This is a genomic window from Streptomyces sp. NPDC004788, assembly GCF_053601115.1.
On the sequence record NZ_JBSGBF010000105.1, the window covers coordinates 8,302 to 27,237 of the forward strand.

The 18,936-nt window shown below is 73.5% G+C and carries 17 protein-coding genes; 11 read left to right on the plus strand and 6 right to left on the minus strand.

The window, feature by feature from the left end; genetic code table 11:
* Positions 1-251 precede the first annotated feature (251 nt).
* Complete coding sequence (locus ACWEJX_RS31925; protein ID WP_451610901.1) at positions 252-944, plus strand: GNAT family N-acetyltransferase; 693 nt, start codon at positions 252-254, stop codon at positions 942-944.
* A gap of 70 nt (positions 945-1,014) precedes the next feature.
* Here the strand turns inward: ACWEJX_RS31925 and ACWEJX_RS31930 are convergent, their stop codons facing one another.
* Complete coding sequence (locus ACWEJX_RS31930) at positions 1,015-2,070, minus strand: LacI family DNA-binding transcriptional regulator (RefSeq protein ID WP_451610902.1); 1,056 nt, start codon at positions 2,068-2,070, stop codon at positions 1,015-1,017.
* A 271-nt stretch (positions 2,071-2,341) separates the two neighbouring features.
* Between ACWEJX_RS31930 and ACWEJX_RS31935 the strand changes: the two genes are divergently transcribed.
* From ACWEJX_RS31935 to ACWEJX_RS31955, 5 genes are all read left to right on the plus strand, one after another.
* Positions 2,342-3,691, plus strand: coding sequence for an ABC transporter substrate-binding protein (locus ACWEJX_RS31935; protein ID WP_451610903.1), 1,350 nt, complete (start codon positions 2,342-2,344; stop codon positions 3,689-3,691).
* Between the two features lie 114 nt (positions 3,692-3,805).
* Positions 3,806-4,738 (plus strand): carbohydrate ABC transporter permease, encoded by a 933-nt coding sequence (locus ACWEJX_RS31940; protein WP_451610904.1) that lies wholly within the window; start codon positions 3,806-3,808, stop codon positions 4,736-4,738.
* 5 nt (positions 4,739-4,743) lie between these two features.
* On the plus strand, positions 4,744-5,598 hold the full coding sequence (locus ACWEJX_RS31945) for a carbohydrate ABC transporter permease (protein ID WP_451610905.1): 855 nt from the start codon (positions 4,744-4,746) through the stop codon (positions 5,596-5,598).
* A gap of 159 nt (positions 5,599-5,757) precedes the next feature.
* Positions 5,758-7,203 carry a GH1 family beta-glucosidase gene (locus ACWEJX_RS31950; RefSeq protein ID WP_451610906.1) on the plus strand — a complete coding sequence of 482 codons (1,446 nt, stop codon included), beginning with the start codon at positions 5,758-5,760 and terminating at the stop codon, positions 7,201-7,203.
* Positions 7,204-7,287: 84 nt separating this feature from the next.
* Complete coding sequence (locus ACWEJX_RS31955) at positions 7,288-7,935, plus strand: maltokinase N-terminal cap-like domain-containing protein (protein WP_451610907.1); 648 nt, start codon at positions 7,288-7,290, stop codon at positions 7,933-7,935.
* Between the two features lie 94 nt (positions 7,936-8,029).
* Here the strand turns inward: ACWEJX_RS31955 and ACWEJX_RS31960 are convergent, their stop codons facing one another.
* Positions 8,030-8,947 (minus strand): glutaminase, encoded by a 918-nt coding sequence (locus tag ACWEJX_RS31960; RefSeq protein ID WP_451610908.1) that lies wholly within the window; start codon positions 8,945-8,947, stop codon positions 8,030-8,032.
* Between the two features lie 149 nt (positions 8,948-9,096).
* On the opposite strand from ACWEJX_RS31960, the gene ACWEJX_RS31965 reads away from it, so the two are divergent.
* Positions 9,097-9,720 (plus strand): DUF1326 domain-containing protein, encoded by a 624-nt coding sequence (locus ACWEJX_RS31965; RefSeq protein ID WP_451610909.1) that lies wholly within the window; start codon positions 9,097-9,099, stop codon positions 9,718-9,720.
* A 27-nt stretch (positions 9,721-9,747) separates the two neighbouring features.
* On the opposite strand, the gene ACWEJX_RS31970 is transcribed toward ACWEJX_RS31965, so the two are convergent.
* Positions 9,748-10,569 carry a DUF2182 domain-containing protein gene (locus ACWEJX_RS31970; protein WP_451610910.1) on the minus strand — a complete coding sequence of 274 codons (822 nt, stop codon included), beginning with the start codon at positions 10,567-10,569 and terminating at the stop codon, positions 9,748-9,750.
* 135 nt (positions 10,570-10,704) lie between these two features.
* On the opposite strand from ACWEJX_RS31970, the gene ACWEJX_RS31975 reads away from it, so the two are divergent.
* Positions 10,705-11,511 (plus strand): VOC family protein, encoded by an 807-nt coding sequence (locus ACWEJX_RS31975; RefSeq protein WP_451610911.1) that lies wholly within the window; start codon positions 10,705-10,707, stop codon positions 11,509-11,511.
* 171 nt (positions 11,512-11,682) lie between these two features.
* Here ACWEJX_RS31975 and ACWEJX_RS31980 read toward each other — a convergent pair whose 3' ends face one another.
* Positions 11,683-12,780: an enoyl-CoA hydratase/isomerase family protein gene (locus ACWEJX_RS31980; protein ID WP_451610912.1), complete on the minus strand. Its 1,098-nt coding sequence runs from the start codon at positions 12,778-12,780 to the stop codon at positions 11,683-11,685.
* A gap of 180 nt (positions 12,781-12,960) precedes the next feature.
* Between ACWEJX_RS31980 and ACWEJX_RS31985 the strand changes: the two genes are divergently transcribed.
* The 3 genes from ACWEJX_RS31985 to ACWEJX_RS31995 all read left to right on the plus strand — a co-directional run bounded on the left by ACWEJX_RS31985 (position 12,961) and on the right by ACWEJX_RS31995 (position 17,083).
* A complete protein-coding gene (locus ACWEJX_RS31985; protein ID WP_451610913.1) occupies positions 12,961-13,446 on the plus strand; it encodes an SRPBCC family protein in 486 nt (161 codons plus the stop codon).
* 205 nt (positions 13,447-13,651) lie between these two features.
* Positions 13,652-16,423, plus strand: coding sequence for a SpoIIE family protein phosphatase (locus tag ACWEJX_RS31990; RefSeq protein ID WP_451610914.1), 2,772 nt, complete (start codon positions 13,652-13,654; stop codon positions 16,421-16,423).
* Positions 16,424-16,498: 75 nt separating this feature from the next.
* Entirely contained in the window at positions 16,499-17,083 is a 585-nt protein-coding gene (locus ACWEJX_RS31995) for a TetR/AcrR family transcriptional regulator (RefSeq protein ID WP_451610915.1), read from the plus strand.
* Here the strand turns inward: ACWEJX_RS31995 and ACWEJX_RS32000 are convergent, their stop codons facing one another.
* Together ACWEJX_RS32000 and ACWEJX_RS32005 are read right to left on the minus strand one after the other, a co-directional pair.
* Complete coding sequence (locus tag ACWEJX_RS32000) at positions 17,084-18,352, minus strand: phosphoribosyltransferase family protein (RefSeq protein WP_451610916.1); 1,269 nt, start codon at positions 18,350-18,352, stop codon at positions 17,084-17,086.
* 49 nt (positions 18,353-18,401) lie between these two features.
* On the minus strand, positions 18,402-18,936 hold a 535-nt coding region (locus tag ACWEJX_RS32005; RefSeq protein ID WP_451610917.1), incomplete at its 5' end, for a CapA family protein.

Consider the following 18,936-nt stretch of genomic DNA (forward strand, 5'->3'; position numbering starts at 1 on the left):
CGTTTTCCTCTGTTCTTTGGGTGTGTCCGTCGTGTCTGGGGCGGGGGGGGCCCTGGCGGGCGGCCCCCCCCCCCCCCCCCGCCCTCCGGCATCGCGGGAGGGCCCGGGTAATTCCGTTGCCCATCCGGGGCGGGCGGCGGAACATGGGGCCCGCTCACCGCGACTCCGCCATGACTCCGCTATCGATAGGCGCACAGTTGACTCTGCAGGACGCACAACGCCAGACTCTCGCCGGCCCCGACGGTCAGCCGGTGCTGACCTACCTCCAGGGCACGCGCGACGGCCACCCGTGGGCCGACCTCGCCGAGGTGGTCGGCCCCGATCCGGTGCCCGCGATCCTCGCGGGGATGTCCGGGTGGGCCGTGTCGGGATCGGTGGAGCTCGGCGAGGAGCTGCTCGGGCACGGCGCGCGCGTGATGCGGCACGCCCACGGCATGAGGCGCGAGCTGGTCGCGGACCCGCCGCCGGCCGCGTGGGCGGCTGCCGAACTGCCGGCCGGGCTTCGCCTCGTACCGTGCGACCGTCCGGCGCGGGACCTCTTCCCGGCCTGGCGGGCCGCCTTCTCGACCGGGCATCCGGACCACTTCCCGGGCAGTGACGCGCAGGCCCTGGAGACCCAGCTCGTGCCCCTGCTCTCCGGCGACATGCTGGGTCCGGTGCTGCCGTGCAGCGCACTCGTGGTCGACGCGGAGGACCAGGTGGTCGCCGGGGTCGTCGTCACGGACCGGGACGGCCTGCCGTGGATCACGACCGTGTTCCGTCTGCCGGGGGCCGGGCGGGCCGGACTCGGCTCGGTGCTGCTGCGCCGGATGCTGGCGGACGCCACGGCCCGCGGCCTCCCGGCGATCGGGCTGGCGGTGAGCGACGCCAATCCGGCCCGTCAGCTGTACGAGAAGCTGGGCTTCCGGGTCACGGAGACCTCGCTCACCGTCCTCGTCCCCTGACCAGCGTTCCCTCCCGGCCGTCCCAGGACGAGACCTCCTCGGAACGGGACCTCCTCAGAAGGAGATCTCCTCAGGACGACTCCCGCACCACCAGCTCCGTCGGCAGCACATACCGCTCCCGGTCCACCGCCTCCGGCACGTCTCCCGCGTCCGCCGCACCCGCCGGTTCGGCGATCTCGTCGAGGAGCATGCGTGCCATCGTGCGGCCCATCTCCTCGATCGGCTGGCGGACGCTGGTGAGCGGCGGGTCCATCAGGCGGGCGACGGCCGAGTCGTCGACGCCCACGAGGGCGACGTCGTCGGGGATGCGGCGGCCGGCCTCGCGAAGCACGCCGCGGGCGCCCGCGGCCATGACGTCGGAGGCGGCGAAGACGGCGTCGAGGTCGGGGGCGCGGTCGATGAGCTCGCGCATGGCGCGACGGCCGCCCTCCTCGGTGAAGTCGCCCGTGGCGACGAGCAGTTCGTCGGGGGCGAGGCCGGCCGCCGCGATGCCTTCGCGATAGCCGTCGAGGCGGGCGCGCGCCACGTACATGTCGAGGGGGCCGGTGATGGTGGCGATCCGGCGGCGGCCGCGCGCGCTGAGGTGGGCGACCGCGGCGCGGCCGGCGCCCTGGTTGTCCGAGTCGACGAAGGCGGCGGACTCGTCGGCGCCGCGACGGCCGCCGAGGACGACGGGGAGGCCGAGCTCGCGGACCCGGTCGGGCAGCGGGTCGTCGGCGTGTACGGAGGCGAGCAGGACGCCGTCGACCCGGCGGGCGGCGAGGTACTGCTCGAAGCGCTGGCGCTCGCGTTCGGTGCGGACCAGGGTGAGCAGCAACTGCTTGTCGGCCTCGCCGAGTTCGGCGCTGACGCCGCGGATGAGGTCGAGGAAGTACGGCTCGGCGAAGAGCCGGGACTCGGCCTCGGGGATGACGAGCGCGATGGCGTCGGTGCGGTTGCCGGCCAGCGCGCGGGCGGCCAGGTTCGGCACGTAGCCGAGTTCCTCGACGGCCCGGTGGACCGCCGCGCGGGCCTGTTCGCTCACCCGGGGCGAGCCGTTGATGACGCGGGAGACGGTGCCCCGGCCGACCCCGGCCCGGGCCGCGACCTCTTCCAGCGTGGGTCTGCCCCTGTGCCGTCCGCTCACGCCCCTCGTTCTCCCCTCGTGCGGCCTCGCCCTCGCCCGTACGGCGACCTGGTCAAGATAGGCCACGATCCCGCTCCCGCCCGAGGCGCCGCCCTGCGACGCAAGCCCTGGGAGCGCTCCCACAGTATCGGATCCGAACCCGGATCGGTCCGTCGGCCCACCTCTCGACGAATCCGTGTTCATGTCTTGACACCACCGCCCGCGAGGCAGGAACCTTCCGGCAACGACGACGTGGGAGCGCTCCCATCCGTGTCCCCCAGAGGAGAGTGGAATGCGCACTACCAGCAGCAGACGGGCACCCGGCCGCGGCCGCCGCACCGCACTCGCGGTCCTGGCGACCCTGTCGGCCGGAACGCTCCTGCTCACCGGCTGCGGCAGCGGCGACGATGACGGCGGGGACGCCGGCGGCGGCACGATCACGCTGCGCGTCGGGACCTTCGGTTCCTTCGGCTATGACGACAAGACCGGCGCCAAGCTCTACGCCGAGTACGAGAAGTCGCACCCCGGCATCAAGATCGTCGAGTCGAACGTCGCCGACGGCCAGAAGTACTGGGACACCCTCAAGCTGCGCCTCTCGCGGGGCAGCGGCCTCGCCGACATCCAGGCGATCGAGGTCGGCTACATCGCCGAGGCGACCGGCCCGTCGATGGCCGGCAAGTGGGTGGACCTCGGCACGACGGGCGGCGCCGACCTCGGGGCCTTCCTCGACTGGAAGGTCAAGCAGGCCACCACCGGCGACGGCAAGGTGATCGGCCTCGGCACCGACATCGGCCCCATGGCCATCTGTTACAACAAGGAGCTCTTCGCCAAGGCCAAGCTGCCCACCGACCGCACCGAGGTCGGCAGGCTGTGGGCGGGCGACTGGGCGAAGTTCCTGGAGACCGGCAGGACGTACCAGAAGAACGCCCCCAAGGGGACGTTCTTCCACGACTCGGCGAGCGGCCTGTTCAACGCCGTCGTCAACAGCGAGCCGGAACAGTACGCCAATGCGAAGGGTGAGCTGGCCTGGGAGACCAGCCCCGGCGTGAAGAAGGCCTGGGACACCGCGGTCGCCGCCGCGCAGAGCGGCATCACGGCCAAGCTGCGCCAGTTCGACGAGAAGGGCACCTGGAACGCCGCCTTCAAGAACTCGAAGTTCGCCACGGTCGCCTGCCCCAGCTGGATGACCGGCATCATCAAGGACCAGGCGGGCGCCGCCAACCAGGGGAAGTGGGACATCGCCGCGCCGCCGGTCGCCGGCAACTGGGGCGGTTCCTTCCTGGCCGTACCGAAGGCCGGCAAGCACGTGAAGGAGGCGGCGGAGCTGGCCGCCTGGCTCACCGCGCCGGCCCAGCACGCCAAGGTGTTCGCGGTCAACGGCAACATCCCGTCCACGAAGCAGACCCTGACCTCCCCGGCGGTGACCGGCGCCAAGCTGCCGTACTTCGGCGACACTCCGGTCGGCGAGATCTACGCGGCCGCCGCGGCGAACATCCGGCCGGCCCCGATCAGCCGCTGGGACGGCCAGGTCAAGACCTTCCTCACCGACAACGGGATCCTCGACATCGAGCAGCGCGGCACCGACCCGGCCAGGGCATGGGAGAACGTCAAGAGCCTGGTCGACGACAAGATCGACCAGTAGCGGGAGGCGGTGGGGCCCGCTCCCTGCCGGCGGACCCCACCGCGGCGCCCTTGAGCCGCCCTCGCCCCATCGCCCCGCATCCACTTCCTCCGCACACCTCCGGAAGGACGCCCCGTGGCCACCGCCCGGCGCTCCCGGCTCTACCGCTGGGACCTGAAGGCGACGCCGTACGTCTTCGTCGCCCCCTTCTTCCTCACCTTCGCCGCCTTCGGTCTCTTCCCGCTGCTCTACACGGGCTGGCTCTCGCTCAACCGGGTGGAGCTCGGCGGCGATCCGCAGTGGAAGGGCCTGGAGAACTACACCGACCTGGCCGGCAGCGAGTTCTTCTGGAACGCGCTCGGCAACACCTTCACCATCGGCGTGATCTCGACCGTCCCGCAGCTGCTCATGGCACTCGGGCTGGCCCACCTCCTCAACTACCGCCTGCGCGGCCGCGGCTTCTTCCGGGTCGCGGTGCTCGCCCCGTACGCGACCTCCATCGCCGCGGCCACGCTGGTCTTCGCCCAGCTGTTCAACACCGACTACGGGCTGATCAACTCGGCGCTCGGCTGGGCGGGTTTCGACCCGGTCGACTGGGAATCGTCCAAGTGGCCCGCGCAGATCGCCATCTCGGTGATCGTGACCTGGCGGTGGACCGGCTACAACGCGCTCATCTACCTCGCCGCGATGCAGGCCGTGCCGCAGGACCTCTACGAGGCGGCCGCACTCGACGGGGCCTCGCGCTGGCGCCAGTTCGTCAGCGTCACCATCCCGTCCATCCGCCCGACGATCCTGTTCACCGTCATCGTCTCCACCATCGGCGCCACCCAGCTGTTCGGCGAGCCGATGCTGTACGGCGGCAGCGTGGGCATATCCGGCGGCAGCGGCAACCAGTACCAGACGCTCAGTCTGCTGATGTACGAGAAGGGCTGGGTCACCGGCGCCCTCGGCCAGGCGTCGGCGATCGCCTGGGTGATGCTGCTGCTCCTGCTCCTCATCGGCGGCGTCCAGTCGCTCGTCGCCCGCACCGACCGGCAGAAGTCCGACCGCGCGAAGCTGGAGGGCTGAGCGACATGCGCACCCGTCTCCGCCCGTCGGCCGGCCGCCAGCACCACGCGGGACCGCTGACCTACGTCCTGCTCGGCCTCGCCGCGCTCGTCTCGCTCTTCCCGCTCTACTGGAACCTGGTCGCCGCCTCGCACACCGGCGAACGCGTGGTCACCGCGCCCGCGCCGCTGCTCCCCGGTCGACGCCTGCTCGACAACCTCTCCTTCGCCTGGAACCAGGTCGACATGGGCGAGGCCCTCGTCAACACCACCGTCGTGGCCTCGCTCGTGGCGCTGTCCACGGTCCTGTTCTCGACGCTCGCCGGCTTCGCCTTCGCCAAGCTGCCGTTCAAGGGCCGCAATGTGCTGCTGACCCTGGTGGTGGCCACGATGACGATCCCGCCCCAGCTCAGCGTCATTCCGCTGTACCAGATCGTCACCGACCTCGGCTGGGTCGACCAGCTCCAGTCCGTCATCCTGCCGTCGCTGGTCGCCGCGTTCGGCGTGTTCTTCATGCGCCAGTTCCTCGTCGAGGCGCTGCCGGTCGAGCTCGTCGAGGCGGCCCGGATGGACGGCGCCCACTCGCTGCGCGTCGTCTGGCACGTGGTCTTCCCGGTCGCCCGGCCCGCCATGGCCGTCCTCGGCATGCTGGTCTTCGTCCAGGCGTGGAACGACTTCTTCTGGCCCTTCATCGCGCTCACCCCCGACGGCAACCCCACGCTCCAGGTGGCACTCGCCGGCCTCGGCGCCGGCGACCACACCGTCGACCAGGCCGTGGTGCTGACCGGCGCGCTGATCTCCACGGTGCCGCTGCTGCTCGTCTTCGCGGTGCTCGGCAAGCACATCGTCGGCGGGATCACGGCGGGCGCGGTCAAGAGCTGACGGGCCGCCCCGTCCCCTCGAACGCCTCCGGTTCGTTTCCCGTACGGCGATCGAAGCCTTCGTCCTTCGTCCCTCGTCCCTCGTCCCTCTTCCTTCGTCCTTCGTCCCTCGTCCTTCGACCTTGTTCTTCGTCCTTATCTGTGTGGGGAGTGCCCTTCCATGACCGCGTCCGACACCCGGCCGCTCACCGCCGTCCGCCGTTTCCCGACCGAGTTCCTGTGGGGCGCGGCCACCGCCGCGTACCAGATCGAGGGGGCGGTGGCGGAGGACGGCCGTACGCCGTCGATCTGGGACACCTTCTCGCACACGCCGGGGAAGGTCTTCCAGGGCCACACCGGTGATGTCGCCGTCGACCACTACCACCGCTTCCGCGAGGACGTCGCGCTGATGTCGGAGCTGGGGCTGAACGCCTACCGCTTCTCGGTGTCGTGGTCCCGGGTGCAGCCGACCGGCCGGGGCCCGGCGATCCAGAAGGGCCTCGACTTCTACCGGCAGCTGGTGGACGAGCTGCTCGCCGCCGGGATCGAGCCGGCGCTGACGCTGTACCACTGGGATCTGCCCCAGGAGCTGGAGGACGCGGGAGGCTGGCCGGAGCGGGCGACGGCGGAGCGGTTCGCGGAGTACGCGGCGCTGGTCGCCGACGCGCTCGGCGACCGGGTGAGCCGGTGGACGACGCTGAACGAGCCCTGGTGCAGCGCCTTCCTCGGGTACGGCTCCGGGGTGCACGCCCCGGGGCGTACGGAGCCGGTGGCCGCGCTGCGCGCCGCACACCACCTGAACCTGGGGCACGGGCTCGCCGTACAGGCGCTGCGGGCGGCACTGCCGGCCGGGGCGAAGCTCGCGGTGTCGCTCAACCTGCACGAGGTGCGCCCGCTGACCGAGTCGCCGGCGGACCGGGAGGCGGCCCGCCGGATCGACACCGTCGGCAACCAGGTGTGGCTGGGCCCGATGCTGGAGGGCCGCTATCCGCGGGAGCTGTTCGCGGACACCGCCCGGCTGACCGACTGGGGGTTCGTCCGGGACGGCGACGAGGTGACGGCCGGGCAGCCGCTGGACTGGCTGGGCGTCAACTACTACACGCCGACGGTCGTCTCGCGGGTCGCCGAGGGCGAGCAGAAGCCGCAGGACGACGGGCACGGCGACAGCCCCTTCTCGCCGTGGCCGGGTGCGGACGACATCGCCTTCCACCAGGCGGACGGGGAGCGTACGGCGATGGGCTGGCCGGTCGACCCGTCGGGCCTGCGGGACCTGCTGACCCGGCTCTCGGCCCGCTACCCCGGCCTCCCGCTGGTGGTCAGCGAGAACGGGGCGGCCTACGAGGACGAGGCGGCGCCGGACGGCTCGGTGCACGACCCGGAGCGGGCGGCCTACGTCCACGCCCATCTGGAGGCGGTGCACCGGGCGATCGAGGCGGGCGCCGACGTACGGGGCTACTTCCTGTGGTCGCTGCTCGACAACTTCGAGTGGGCGTACGGCTACGCGAAGCGGTTCGGTGCCGTGCGCGTGGACTACGACACGCTGCGGCGCACGCCGAAGTCGAGCGCGCGCTGGTACGCGCGGGTGGCCGGGTCCGGTGAACTGCGCGCGCCCGGCGCGGACTTCTGACCGAAGATCGTCAGGAGGTACGGTGCGAGGGCGGCCCACCCGCACGTGGACCGGAGCGCACCGTCACGGAGGAAGTGCACGAGGATGTCTGTCATTCACAGGACCACCATGGCACCGACCAAGCTGGAGCTCCTCACGGCCTGGCTGCCCGCCCGCCCCTGGTACCGGGGCGGCGCCGACGCCGTGCCCGAGCTCGAGCGGGCCGGCGGGTTCCGGCTCGACGACCCGGAGGGCGAGGTGGGCATCGAGTTCATGGTGGTCACGGACTCCTCCGGCGACGAGGTCCATGCCTACCTGGTGCCGCTGACCTATCGCGGCGCGCCGCTGGCGGGTGCCGAGCGCGGGCTGATCGGCACGTCCGAGCACGGGGTGCTCGGTACGCGCTGGATCTATGACGGGGTGCACGACCCGGTCCTGGCCGGCGAGTTGGCCGCCCTCCTGCAGGGCCGGGCGGTGCCGCAGGCGCAGAGCCTGTCGGACACCCCGGACCCGACCGTCGAGGCGTCCTTCGACGGCACGGGCACGTGGGACACGTCGGCCGCGCCGGTCGTCGAGGAGGGCGCGTACGGCACGGACGTACGGCTCGGTGCCGGCGCGCCGGTGCTGCGCGTGGCCCGGGTGCTCGACCCGAAGGCCACGGGCTCGCGCGGCCATGTGATCGCCGACTGGCGGCTGCCGGACGGCGAGGAGCGCCGTGGGGCGTACGTCCTGGTCTTCGACCCGGCGGTCTGATCCGTATCTGACCACCCCCGGCCGTAACCGGGCCGGAACCGCCTGGAACCGGCCAGAAACGACTGGAAACGGCCGGAACCAGGTCAGAAGACGGTCAGAAGACGGACAAGCCCGTGATCGTGGTGAACCGGTCGAGGGCGGTGACGCCCGCGACCGAGTTGCCGCGTTCGTCGAGGCCGGGGCTCCACACGCACAGCGTGCAGCGGCCCGGGACGACCGCGATGATGCCGCCGCCGACTCCGCTCTTGCCGGGAAGTCCGACCCGGTAGGCGAAGTCGCCGGCGGCGTCGTAGGTGCCGCAGGTGAGCATGACGGCGTTGATCTGCTTGGCCTGGCTGCGGGTGAGCAGCCGGGAGCCGTCGGCGCGGATGCCGTGCCGGGCGAGGAAGCCGGTGGCGAGGGCGAGGTCGGCGCAGGACGCCGTGATGGAGCACTGGCGGAAGTACTCGCGCAGCAGGGTCGGCACCGGGTTGGCGATGTTGTCGTAACTGGCCATGAAGTGCGCGAGGGCGGCGTTGCGGTCGCCGTGCGCGGTCTCGGAGGCGGCGACGTCGCGGTCGAAGTCGAGGTCCTGGTTGCCGCTCTCGGCGCGCAGGAAGTCGAGCAGCACGCCGGAGGCGTCGCCGGTGATGCGGTGCAGCTGGTCGGTGACGACGAGGGCGCCCGCGTTGATGAACGGGTTGCGCGGGATGCCGTTCTCGTACTCCAGCTGGACCAGCGAGTTGAAGGGGTTGCCGGAGGGCTCCCGGCCGACGTGGTCCCACAGCGGCTCGCCCTTGCGGGCGAGGGCGAGTGCCAGGGTGAACACCTTGGTGACCGACTGCGTGGAGAAGGGCTGTTGCCAGTCCCCCACGCCGTACACGGTCCCGTCGAGCTCGGCGACGGCCATGCCGAAGCGGCCGGGGTCGGCGGAGGCGAGGGCGGGGATGTAGTCGGCGGGCCGGCCGCGCTCGGTGAGGCCGGCGATCTCCTCGGCGATCCGGTCGAGGACGGGTTCGAACGTCAACAGCATGATCACATCATGCGACGACCGGTCACCGGGCGCTGCCCCCACCCCCCTCCAACGAGGCCTTCGGTGGAAGCGTCAACCATCCGTTGCATCGCTTCCGGGGCCTGCCTAGCGTGGAACCAAGGGGATGCAGTTCTCCCGAGGAGCACATCATGTCGTGGAGCATGTCCGGCAATTATCTGGCCGGTTGTTCGTGTGCGCTGCTCTGTGGCTGCGCGGTCGACGCGCAGCCCCGGGACAAGGCAGGCAATGAGCAGTGCGTGGGTGTGGGCGTCTTCCACATCGCCGAGGGGCATCTGGACGAGACGGACCTGTCGGGGGTCGATTTCGCGCTCTACAACCAGTTCCCGAGCCATCTGACGGCGGGTGACTGGAAGATCGGCATCGTCGTGGACTCGGGTGCCACCGACTCGCAGGCGGAGGCGGTCGACACCATCGTGTCCGGGCGGGAGGGAGGTCCGTTCGAGCAGCTCTCGCAGTTCTTCGGCGACTACCTGGGCATGGAGCGCGCGGAGGTCGGGATCTCGGACGGTGACAAGCCCAGGCTGTCGGTGGGCGGCCGGTCGGAGATCGAGGTCACCGCGCTGACCGGGCCCGACGGGGGTCCGACGACGGTGAAGAACGCGATGTTCGGCTTCGCGCCGGAGTTCACGCTCGGCACCGCTTCGGGCAGCTCGGAGGCGTTCGGGCTGTCCTTCGAGGGCTCGTACGGAGAGATCGGCGACTTCGCCTTCGCCAGCGATCAGGCGGAGGGCGCCGCGACCGGCCGCGGATGAGCCGGACGGTCCGAAGAGTACGAGGAGTCAGGGCGCGCTCATGGGAGCCATGGGCGCGCTCGGCGTCGTGAGGCCGGGGAGGAGCCAGTCCTGCGCCGGGCCGACGAAGCAGAGGACCGCGAGGACCAGGAAGGCGATCCCGGCGACCCGGCTCAGCGCCGGGCCGTGCCGCCACAGTTTCTCCAGGAAGATCACGCCGGCGACGGCGGCCATCGCCGCCACGTTCATCACGCCGAGCGGGATGAGCACGATCATCAGGCCCCAGCAGCAGCCCAGGCAGTACATGCCGTGGTGCAGGCCGACCCGGAAGTCGCGGGCGCGGGGGCGGTAACCCGCGTAGGTGATCAGCTGGGACATCGGGCTGCGGCAGTGCCGCAGGCAGACGTTCTTCAGCGGGCCGAGCTGTTGCAGCCCGGCGAGCGCGAACGCCGTGGCGCCGATCCACCGCCCGGCGCCGGGGTGGTCCTGGACGAGGTCGCCGGTCAGGGCGAGCAGCCCGTAGGCGACGAGGCCGAAGGCGGTCCAGACGACCAGGTAGCCGGAGACGAAGGCGGTGGTGCGGCCGGCGCGGACGAGGCCAGTGGACTGGCGGGCGATGCCCTTGGCCCAGGTGATGGCGACGGGCGCGACGGACGGGAACATCATCGCGATCATCATCACGAGCCACAGCGCGAGGAAGAGCGGCACGGCCAAGCCCATGGTCCCGGGCTCCACTCCCATGTCCCTCGCCTGGGCCACGGTGAGCGCCCAGGCCAGGCCCGCGAGGGCGACCATCAGGAGCCAGGCGACGGCCAGGTCCCGGGCCGGCAGCAGCGCCGGGGCGTGACCGGAGGTGCGTGTCTCGCCCACCCCTCCAGCACAGCACACCCTGCGGCGGGGTCAACTCGTGGCGCGGCCCCCGAGCGCCCGCGAGTGGCGAACCCGGGCCGTCCGGGCGAGGGTGGCTCGTGGGGGCCCGTACTGGTGGTGAGTGAGGTGAGCCGGGTGCCGTTGAGCGCGGATGAGCCGGGCGCGCCGTGCTGGCTGAGTCTGTCGGTGCGCGACCTCGGCGCGGCGGAGGAGTTCTACGGGGCCGTCCTCGGCTGGACGTTCCGGCACGGCCCGCTGGGCCAGGGCTTCTCGGTCGCCGAGCGGAACGGCGTCCCGGTGGCCGGGATCGGCGAGGTGGCCGAGCAGATGGCGGTGCCGGTGGCGTGGACGTCGTTCTGGGCGGTCGCCGACGCGGACGCGGCGGTGGCGCGCATCCAGGAGCGCGGCGGCACGGTCGGTGTGGGCCCGGTGGCGTATCCGCCGCGCGGCCGGGCCGCGCTCGCCACCGATGTGGAGGGCGCGGCCTTCGGTGTCTGGGAGGGCCGGATCTCGTCCCGCTGGCGGCTCGGCGAGTACCACGCCCCGGTCTGGCTGGAGCTGCACACCCGCAACGCCTTCGACGCGGCGCTCTTCTACGGCGGCGTCCTGGAGTGGCTCGACAACGGGGAGGACGACAGGCCGCAGCGCTTCGAGGTCTCCTACGAGGACGAGCAGGTGGTGCTGCGCCGCCACGGCGAGGCGCTGGCCCGGCTCAACAGCGGCCCGGTCGAGGCGTCCTCGTCGCAGCCGCAGCTGCGCCCGCGCTGGCTGGTCCACTTCCGCGTCCCGGATCTGGCGCAGGCGACCGCCGGCGTCCTGGCGCACGGCGGCTCCCTCGTCCCCGAGGCCGACCAGGGCTGGCGCGCCCCGACCGGGCGGCGGGCGACGGTGCGCGACCCGCAGGGCGGCCTCTTCACGCTGGACGAGGCGCCGGGCGTCTGAGAGCGCCGCGTCCGGCGCCGGGCGGCTGAGGAGCGCGGCGACCGTCTGCCGCCGGGCGTCTGCGGAGCGCCGCGACCGTCTGGCGCCGGCGCCCGGGAGCGCCGCGTCCGTCTGGCAACCGGCGGCTGAGGAGCGCGGCGTCCGAGGCGCCCCGGCACGGCCGGCAGGCCCCTATTCCCCCGGTGCCCTCAGCCCCAGCTCGCCCTGCGCGCGCGGCGCGAACCAGCGCTCGGTGTCCTGCTCGGTCACCTCGGCGAGCGTGGCCGGGCTCCAGTGCGGGTCGCGGTCCTTGTCGACGACCTGGGCGCGGATGCCCTCGACCAGGTCGGGCGAGGCGAGCGCGGCGCAGGAGAGGCGGAACTCGGTGTTCAGGACCGCTTCCAGGGTGCCCTGGGCGCGGGCGCGGCGGAGCGCCTTCAGGGTGGCCTTGAGGGCGGTGGGCGAGCGGGTGAGGAGGACGGTCGCGGTCTCCTTGGCCTCGGGGACGCCGGAGTCGGTGAGGCGTCCGACGACGGCCTCGACGGTGTCGATGCCGTCGGCCTCCGCGTAGCAGGCGTCGATCCAGGCACGCCGCTCGGCGAGTTCGCCGGACGGGGCCGGTCGGGCGAAGCGGGCGACGGCTTCGGCGGCGGGTTCGCGGGTGAGGGCGTCGGCGAGCGCGGGCAGGTCGGCGGAGGGCACGTAGTGGTCGGCGAGGCCCGCGAGGATCGCGTCGGCGGCGCCGGCCTGCGCGCCGGTGAGGGCGAGGTGGGTGCCGAGTTCGCCGGGCGCGCGGCTGAGCAGGTACGTGCCGCCCACGTCCGGTACGAAGCCGATGCCGGTCTCCGGCATGGCGATCCGGGAGCGTTCGGTGACGATCCGGACCGAGCCGTGTCCGGAGACGCCGACGCCGCCGCCCATGACGATGCCGTCCATGAACGCCACGTACGGCTTGGGGTAGCGGGCGATCCGGGCGTTGAGCCGGTACTCGTCGCGCCAGAAGTCCGGCGTGGTGGTGCCGCCGGCGCGGGCGTCGTCGTGGATGGCGCGGATGTCGCCGCCGGCGCACAGGCCCCGCTCCCCCGCGCCCCGGATGACGACCGTCGCGACGGCCGGGTCGTGCTCCCAGGCGGTGAGCGCCTCGTCGATGCGGCGCACCATCGCGTGGGTGAGGGCGTTGATGGCCCGGGGCCGGTTGAGGGTGAGGAATCCGGCGCGGCCCTCGGTGTGGACGAGGACCTCGGGCGCGGGCCCGGGCTGGGGCGCGGGGAGGTCGGCGGTGACCGACATGCTGTTTCCTTCCGGCGTACGGAGTCGGCCTGCGCGAGGCCCGGGGTGCGTCCCCGGCGCGGCCGGCGAAACGATCTTCCCTCCACCGTATCCGGCGGGACGCCCCGCGCACAGGGCCTTCGGTCGACTAACGTACCCGCCGGTAACACAACGGAGCGGGACAGACCGAGGGGAGCGGACGTGGCGCGGCAGTGGAGTCTGGAGGAGTCGGTACGGGTGGAGGGCGTGGCTCCGGCCGCCCTGTACGGCCTGGTGGCCGACCTGCGGAACATGGGCCGCTGGAGCCCCGAGTGCCGACAGGTCCTGGTGGCGCGGCCGCCGGTGCGCACCGGCACCCGGTTCGTCGGCCTCAACAAGCGCGGTCTCTTCCTCTGGTTCACCACCGGCCGGGTCACCACGGCCCGCCCCGGCGAGGAGTTCGTCTTCGACGTCGGCGTCTTCGGGCTGCCCATCGCGCGCTGGGGCTACCGCTTCGAGGCGGACGGAACCGGAACCCGCATCACGGAGAGCTGGCAGGACCTGCGCAGCGGCCGCGGCTCGAAGCTGACGACGCTCCTGGGCACCGTCTTCGCGGGCACCTCCCCCGAACGGCGGATCGCCGTCAACCGGCACGGAATGCGCACGACGCTCGCCCGCATCGCGCAGGCCGCCGCCCGGCGGGCCTGACAGCCCGCGCCCGCCACCATCCCGCCGCCTCGCCCGAGCTCCGTCCGCCTCCCTCTCCCGCGTGTCCCGCGCGCCACCGGTCGCCCTCCGTGCCCGTCCCCGTTTCCCCTGCCCGGGGCGGCGGGGGCAGCATGGAAGGAAGCCCCTGCGGCGCGGCCCCGGCCATGAGCCGCCGGAGAGGCCCTCGGGCGGGAAGGAGCGCGGCGTGGCGCGAGGCGCGGACCGGTCGGCCGGTGGCAAGCGGCGGCGGCCCTCCGGGCTGCGGAGCGTGGCGGGGCAGGTCTTCGCGCTGCAGGCGATCGTCGCCCTGCTGATCGTCGCCGCCGCCGCGCTGGCGCTCGTCCTCCAGGGCGAGTACGACAGCGAGCGCGACGCCCGCAACCGCTCGCTCGCCGTCGCCGAGGCGTTCGCCCACTCGCCCGGGATGGTGGAGGCGCTGCGCTCGCCGGATCCGACGGCGGTGCTCCAGCCGCGCGCGGAGGCGGCCAGGGCCGGCTCCGGCATCGACTTCGTCGCCGTGCTCGCCCCGGACGGCGCCCGCTACACCGACTCCGACCCGTCGCTCATCGGGCAGCGGGCCAGCGGCGACATCGGGCGGGCGCGCAACGGCGAGTCGTTCACCGAGATCTATCACGGGGCCCCGAAGGACGCCGTGCGCGCCGTCGTACCCGTCCGGGACGCCAACGGGACCGTGGTCGGCATGGTGAGCAGCGGCATCGAGGTCGAGACCGTCGGCCAGGCCGTGCGGGGCCGGCTGCCGCTGCTGCTCGGCGCGGCCGCGGTCGGCGTGGCGGTCGCGGTGGGCGGCACGGCGCTGGTGAGCGCCCGGCTGCGGCGGCAGACGCACGGCCTCGGCCCGGCGGAGATGACCCGGCTGAAGGAGCACCACGAGGCGGTGCTGCACTCGGTGAAGGAGGGCGTCGTCATCGTCGCGGGCGACGGGCGGCTGCTGCTCGCCAACGACGAGGCGCGCCGGCTGCTCAAGCTGCCGCCGGACGCGGAGCGGCTGCACGTCCAGGAGCTGGGCCTCGATCCGCGCACCAGCCATCTGCTGCTGTCCGGGCAGGCCGTGACGGACGAGGTGCACCCGGCCGGGGACCGGCTGCTCGCGGTGAACGTCCGGCCGACCGGGGACGGCGCGGCCGACGGCGGCGTCGTCATGACGATGCGCGACACGACCGAGCTGGCCGCGCTGACCGGCCGGGCCGAGGTGGCGCGGGGCCGGCTGCGGCTGCTGTACGAGGCGGGGACGCGGATCGGGACGACGCTGGACGTCGTACGGACGGCGGAGGAGCTGTCCGAGGTGGCGGTACCGCGGTTCGCCGACTACGTGACGGTGGAGCTGCTCGACCCGGTGGTGCGGGGCGAGGAGCCCTCGGGCGCGTTCACCGAGATGCGGCGGACGGCGCTGAGCGGGGTGCGGCCGGAGACGCCGCTGCAGCCGGTGGGCGACCTGATCCGGTTCGTGGTGCCGACCACGCCGATGGCCTCGGCCCTCGACGAGGGGCGGGCGGTGATCCAGCCGGACCTGGCCGCCGCGCAGGGCTGGCGGGAGCAGGACCCGGAGGGCGCGGCGCAGGCGCTCGCGTACGGGCTGCACTCGCTGCTCACGGTGCCGCTGCTGGCCCGTGGGGTGGTGCTCGGGATGGCCAACTTCTGGCGCGGGACGGACACCCCGGAGCCGTTCGGCGAGGAGGACCTGTCGTTCGCGGAGGAGCTGGCGGCGCGGGCCGCCCTGGCGATCGACAACGCGCGGCGGTTCACCCGGGAGCACTCCATGGCGGTGACGCTGCAGCGCAGCCTGCTGCCACGGGTGCTGCCGGAGCAGAACGCGATGAAGGTCGCCTTCCGCTATCTGCCGGCGAAGGCCGGGGTGGGCGGCGACTGGTTCGACGTGATCCCGCTGCCGGGGGCGCGGGTCGCGCTCGTGGTCGGGGACGTGGTGGGGCACGGGCTGCACGCGGCGGCCACGATGGGCCGGCTGCGCACGGCGGTGGCGAACTTCTCCACGCTCGACCTGCCGCCGGACGAGCTGCTCGGCCATCTGGACGAGCTGATCGACCGGCTCGGCGAGGAGACCGAACCGGGCGGGGAGAACGGCGCCGAGCGCGACGGGGACGGCGGGGTCGAGGGCACGGCGGGCGCGACCTGCCTGTACGTGATCTACGACCCGACGTCCGGCGCCTGCACGATGGCGAGCGCCGGCCATCCGGGGCCGGCCCTGGTGCGGCCGGACGGGAGCGTGGAGTTCCCGGCGGTGCCGGCCGGGCTGCCGCTGGGGCTCGGGCTCGGCGACCGCCCGTTCGCGTCGACACGGCTGAAGCTGGAGCCGGGCAGCAAGCTGGTGCTGTTCACCGACGGCCTCCTGGAGGACCGCCACCGGGACTACGACACCGGGCTCGCGCTGCTGCGCAAGACCCTGGCGCGACCGAACCGCTCCCCGGAGCAGACCTGTTCCGACGTCCTCACCACCCTGCTGCTCCCGGTGCCGGACGACGACATCGCGCTGCTCGTCGCCAGCGCCCGGCGGATCGAGCCGGACCGGATCGCGGAGTGGGAGGTGCCGAGCGATCCGTCGGCGGTCTCCCCGGTACGCACGCAGGCGGCGGCGCGGCTGCGCTCCTGGGGCCTGGAGGACGTGGGGTTCACCGCGGAACTGGTGCTCAGCGAGCTGATCACCAACGCGATCCGGTACGGCCGGCCGCCGGTGCGGGTCCGGCTGATCCATGACCGGGTGCTCATCTGCGAGGTGTCCGACGGCAGCAGCACCTCGCCGCACCTGCGGCACGCCACGGACACCGACGAGGGCGGCCGCGGCCTGTTCCTGGTGGCCCAGTTCGCCCAGCGCTGGGGCACCCGCTACGCCCGCCGCGGCAAGACGATCTGGGCCGAGCTGCCGGTCTCCCCGGACGGCCCGGGCGAGGAGCTCGGGGGTCCGTTCGTCGATCCGGACGCACTGGAGGACCTGGCCTGGTGACCCCGCGAGGCTCCCACTCCGTCCGTAGTACTCTCCTTGGAGTACTTGTGCGGTGCGGCGACGGGAGTGATGACGGTGGCGCGCAGGAACCCGGAGCGCCGGGCAGCGCTCGTCGACGCGGCGATCGAGGTGCTGGCCCGGGAGGGCGCCCGGGGGCTCACCTTCCGGGCCGTGGACACCGAGGCGGCCGTCCCGCCCGGCACCGCGTCCAACTACTTCGTCAACCGCGACGACCTGCTCACCCAGGCCGGCGCCCGGGTGTACGAGCGGCTGCAGCCCGACGAGGAGACGATCGCGCGGCAGCGGGCGGCGAACCCCGACCGGGAGACGTACACCCGGCTGATGCGCGAGCTCGTCGGCCGCGTCAGCGCCTTCCGCACCGGCTATCTGGCCCTCCTCGAACTCCGCCTGGAGGCCACCCGCCGCCCGGAGCTCCGCGCCGTCCTCACCGAGCGCGTCCGCGCCGACGTCGACGCCAACGTGACGTACCACGAGAGCTCCGGCCTGCCGGGCGACGCGACCGCCGTCAAGCTGCTGATCCTCGCCTTCAACTGGCTGATCGTGGAACAGCTCACGCTGCCGGGCGTCTACTCCGAGGAGGAGCGCGACGCCCTGATCGCTGCTGCGGTCGACCGGATCGTCGGCGCGTCCGGGGCCTGATCAGAGCCGGTCGGCGAACCACGCCGCCGCCAGCGTGCCCACCTCCTCCAGGGCGCCCGGCTCCTCGAAGAGATGGCCGGCGCCCGCGACCGTGACCAGGCGGTGTTCGCAGCGCAGCAGGCGTTCGGCCTGCCGGTTGAGGTCGAGGACCAGGGAGTCGGCGCCGCCGACGATGAGCAGGGTCGGCGCGGTGACCGCGGGCAGGCGCTCGGCCGCGAGGTCGGGGCGGCCGCCGCGGGAGACGACGGCGGCGACCGTGCTGCCGGGCTCGGCGGCGGCCCACAGCGCGGCGGCGGCGCCCGTGCTGGCCCCGAAGTAGCCGGTGCGCAGCGTCCCGGTGCCGGGGCGGGCGGCCAGCCAGCCGGCCGCCTGCGCGAGCCGCTCGGCGAGCAGCGGGGTGTCGAAGACGTTGGCCCGGTCGGCGGCCTCGTCCTCGGTCAGCAGGTCGAAGAGGAGCGTGCCGAGCCCGGCGCGGCCCAGTGTCGCGGCGACGGCCCGGTTGCGCGGGCTGTGCCGGCTGCTGCCGCTGCCGTGCGCGAAGAGCACCACGCCCGTGGCGCCCTCGGGCACGCTCAGGTGCCCGCCGACCTCCAGGCCGCCGAGCCGGATCCGCACCTCGGTGTCCTCCCCGCGCGCCCCGCGCCGCAGCCGCAGCGCGGCCACCACCTCCTCGTCAGCGGTCTGCGCGAAGTCCCGGTAGAACTGCCCGATGGCGTAGAAGTCCGCCGGCTCGTGCACGCAGTACGTCTCGTCCGCCACGCGCGCCACCCGGTCGGACCACCCGGACGGCGCCACCGGCACCGCGAGGACGATCCGGGCGGCGCCCCGGGCCCGCACCACCTGGCAGGCGGCGAGCGCGGTCGCACCGGTGGCGAAGCCGTCGTCGACCACGACCGCCGTGCGGCCGGTGATGTCGGCGGGGGCGCGGTCGCCCCGGTAGCGCCGCATCCGTTCCTCCAGGACGGCCCGTTCGCGCGCCTCGGTCGCGGCGAGGTCGCGGTCGGAGACGCCGGTCTGGGTGATCACGTGCTCGTTGAGGACCCGGACGCCGCCCTCGCCGATCGCGCCCATGGCCAGCTCGGGCTGGTAGGGCACGCCCAGTTTCCGTACGAGACAGATGTCGAGGGGCGCGCCGAGCGCGTCGGCGACCTCGGCGGCGACGGGCACTCCGCCGCGGGGCAGCCCGAGGACCACCAGGTCCTGGCCCTTGAGGCCGGTGAGCCGGGCGGCGAGCTGCCTGCCGGCGTCGGTGCGGTCGGTGAAGTACATGTCCTGCTCGCCTTCCTGTCCGCCGCCCGCGCGCCCGGCCGGCGGGCCGTCACACGGGCCGGGCCGTCAGGGCCGGTCCGCCGTCGCTGCCGTCGGCGGGGTCGATCCGCATCCCGTAGGGGTGGCTGATCCGGCCGAGCACGTCGTGGAGCCACCGCGCGTCCGCCTCCGGGGCCCGTTCCAGGCGCAGCCGGCGGCTGCGCAGCGGCACGAGCCGCACCTCCGCCAGCGCGCCGTCCTCGTCGTGGACGGTGACGAGGTAGAGGAGTCGCAGGTCGTCGCGGTAACGCTCCTGTCCGCTGATGCCCTCGTAGTCGTTGACGAGGTCGCCGCAGCCGTGCAGGACGAGCCTGCCCCGGTACGCCTCCAGGGGCCGCGGGTGGTGCGAGGAGTGGCCGTGCACGATGTCGGCGCCCGCGTCGACCAGGGCGTGGGCGAAGGCGACCTCGGCGCGGTCGGGGGCGTAACCCCAGTTGGAGCCCCAGTGGACCGAGACCACGACCAGGTCGCCGGGCCGCCGGTCCGCCCGCAGCCGGGCGGTGAGCCGGGCGGCGGCCTCGCCGTGCGGCCCGGCGCCGTAGTGC

Excerpts from the sequence above, each read along its gene's own strand:
- ACWEJX_RS31945 (WP_451610905.1), top strand. The coding sequence starts at position 4,744 with ATGCGCACCCGTCTCCGCCCGTCGGCCGGCCGCCAGCACCACGCGGGA.
- ACWEJX_RS31935 (WP_451610903.1), top strand. The coding sequence starts at position 2,342 with ATGCGCACTACCAGCAGCAGACGGGCACCCGGCCGCGGCCGCCGCACC.
- ACWEJX_RS31960 (WP_451610908.1), bottom strand. The coding sequence starts at position 8,947 with ATGCTGTTGACGTTCGAACCCGTCCTCGACCGGATCGCCGAGGAGATC.
- ACWEJX_RS31955 (WP_451610907.1), top strand. The coding sequence starts at position 7,288 with ATGTCTGTCATTCACAGGACCACCATGGCACCGACCAAGCTGGAGCTC.
- ACWEJX_RS31965 (WP_451610909.1), top strand. The coding sequence starts at position 9,097 with ATGTCGTGGAGCATGTCCGGCAATTATCTGGCCGGTTGTTCGTGTGCG.
- ACWEJX_RS31980 (WP_451610912.1), bottom strand. The coding sequence starts at position 12,780 with ATGTCGGTCACCGCCGACCTCCCCGCGCCCCAGCCCGGGCCCGCGCCC.
- ACWEJX_RS31950 (WP_451610906.1), top strand. The coding sequence starts at position 5,758 with ATGACCGCGTCCGACACCCGGCCGCTCACCGCCGTCCGCCGTTTCCCG.
- ACWEJX_RS32000 (WP_451610916.1), bottom strand. The coding sequence starts at position 18,352 with ATGTACTTCACCGACCGCACCGACGCCGGCAGGCAGCTCGCCGCCCGG.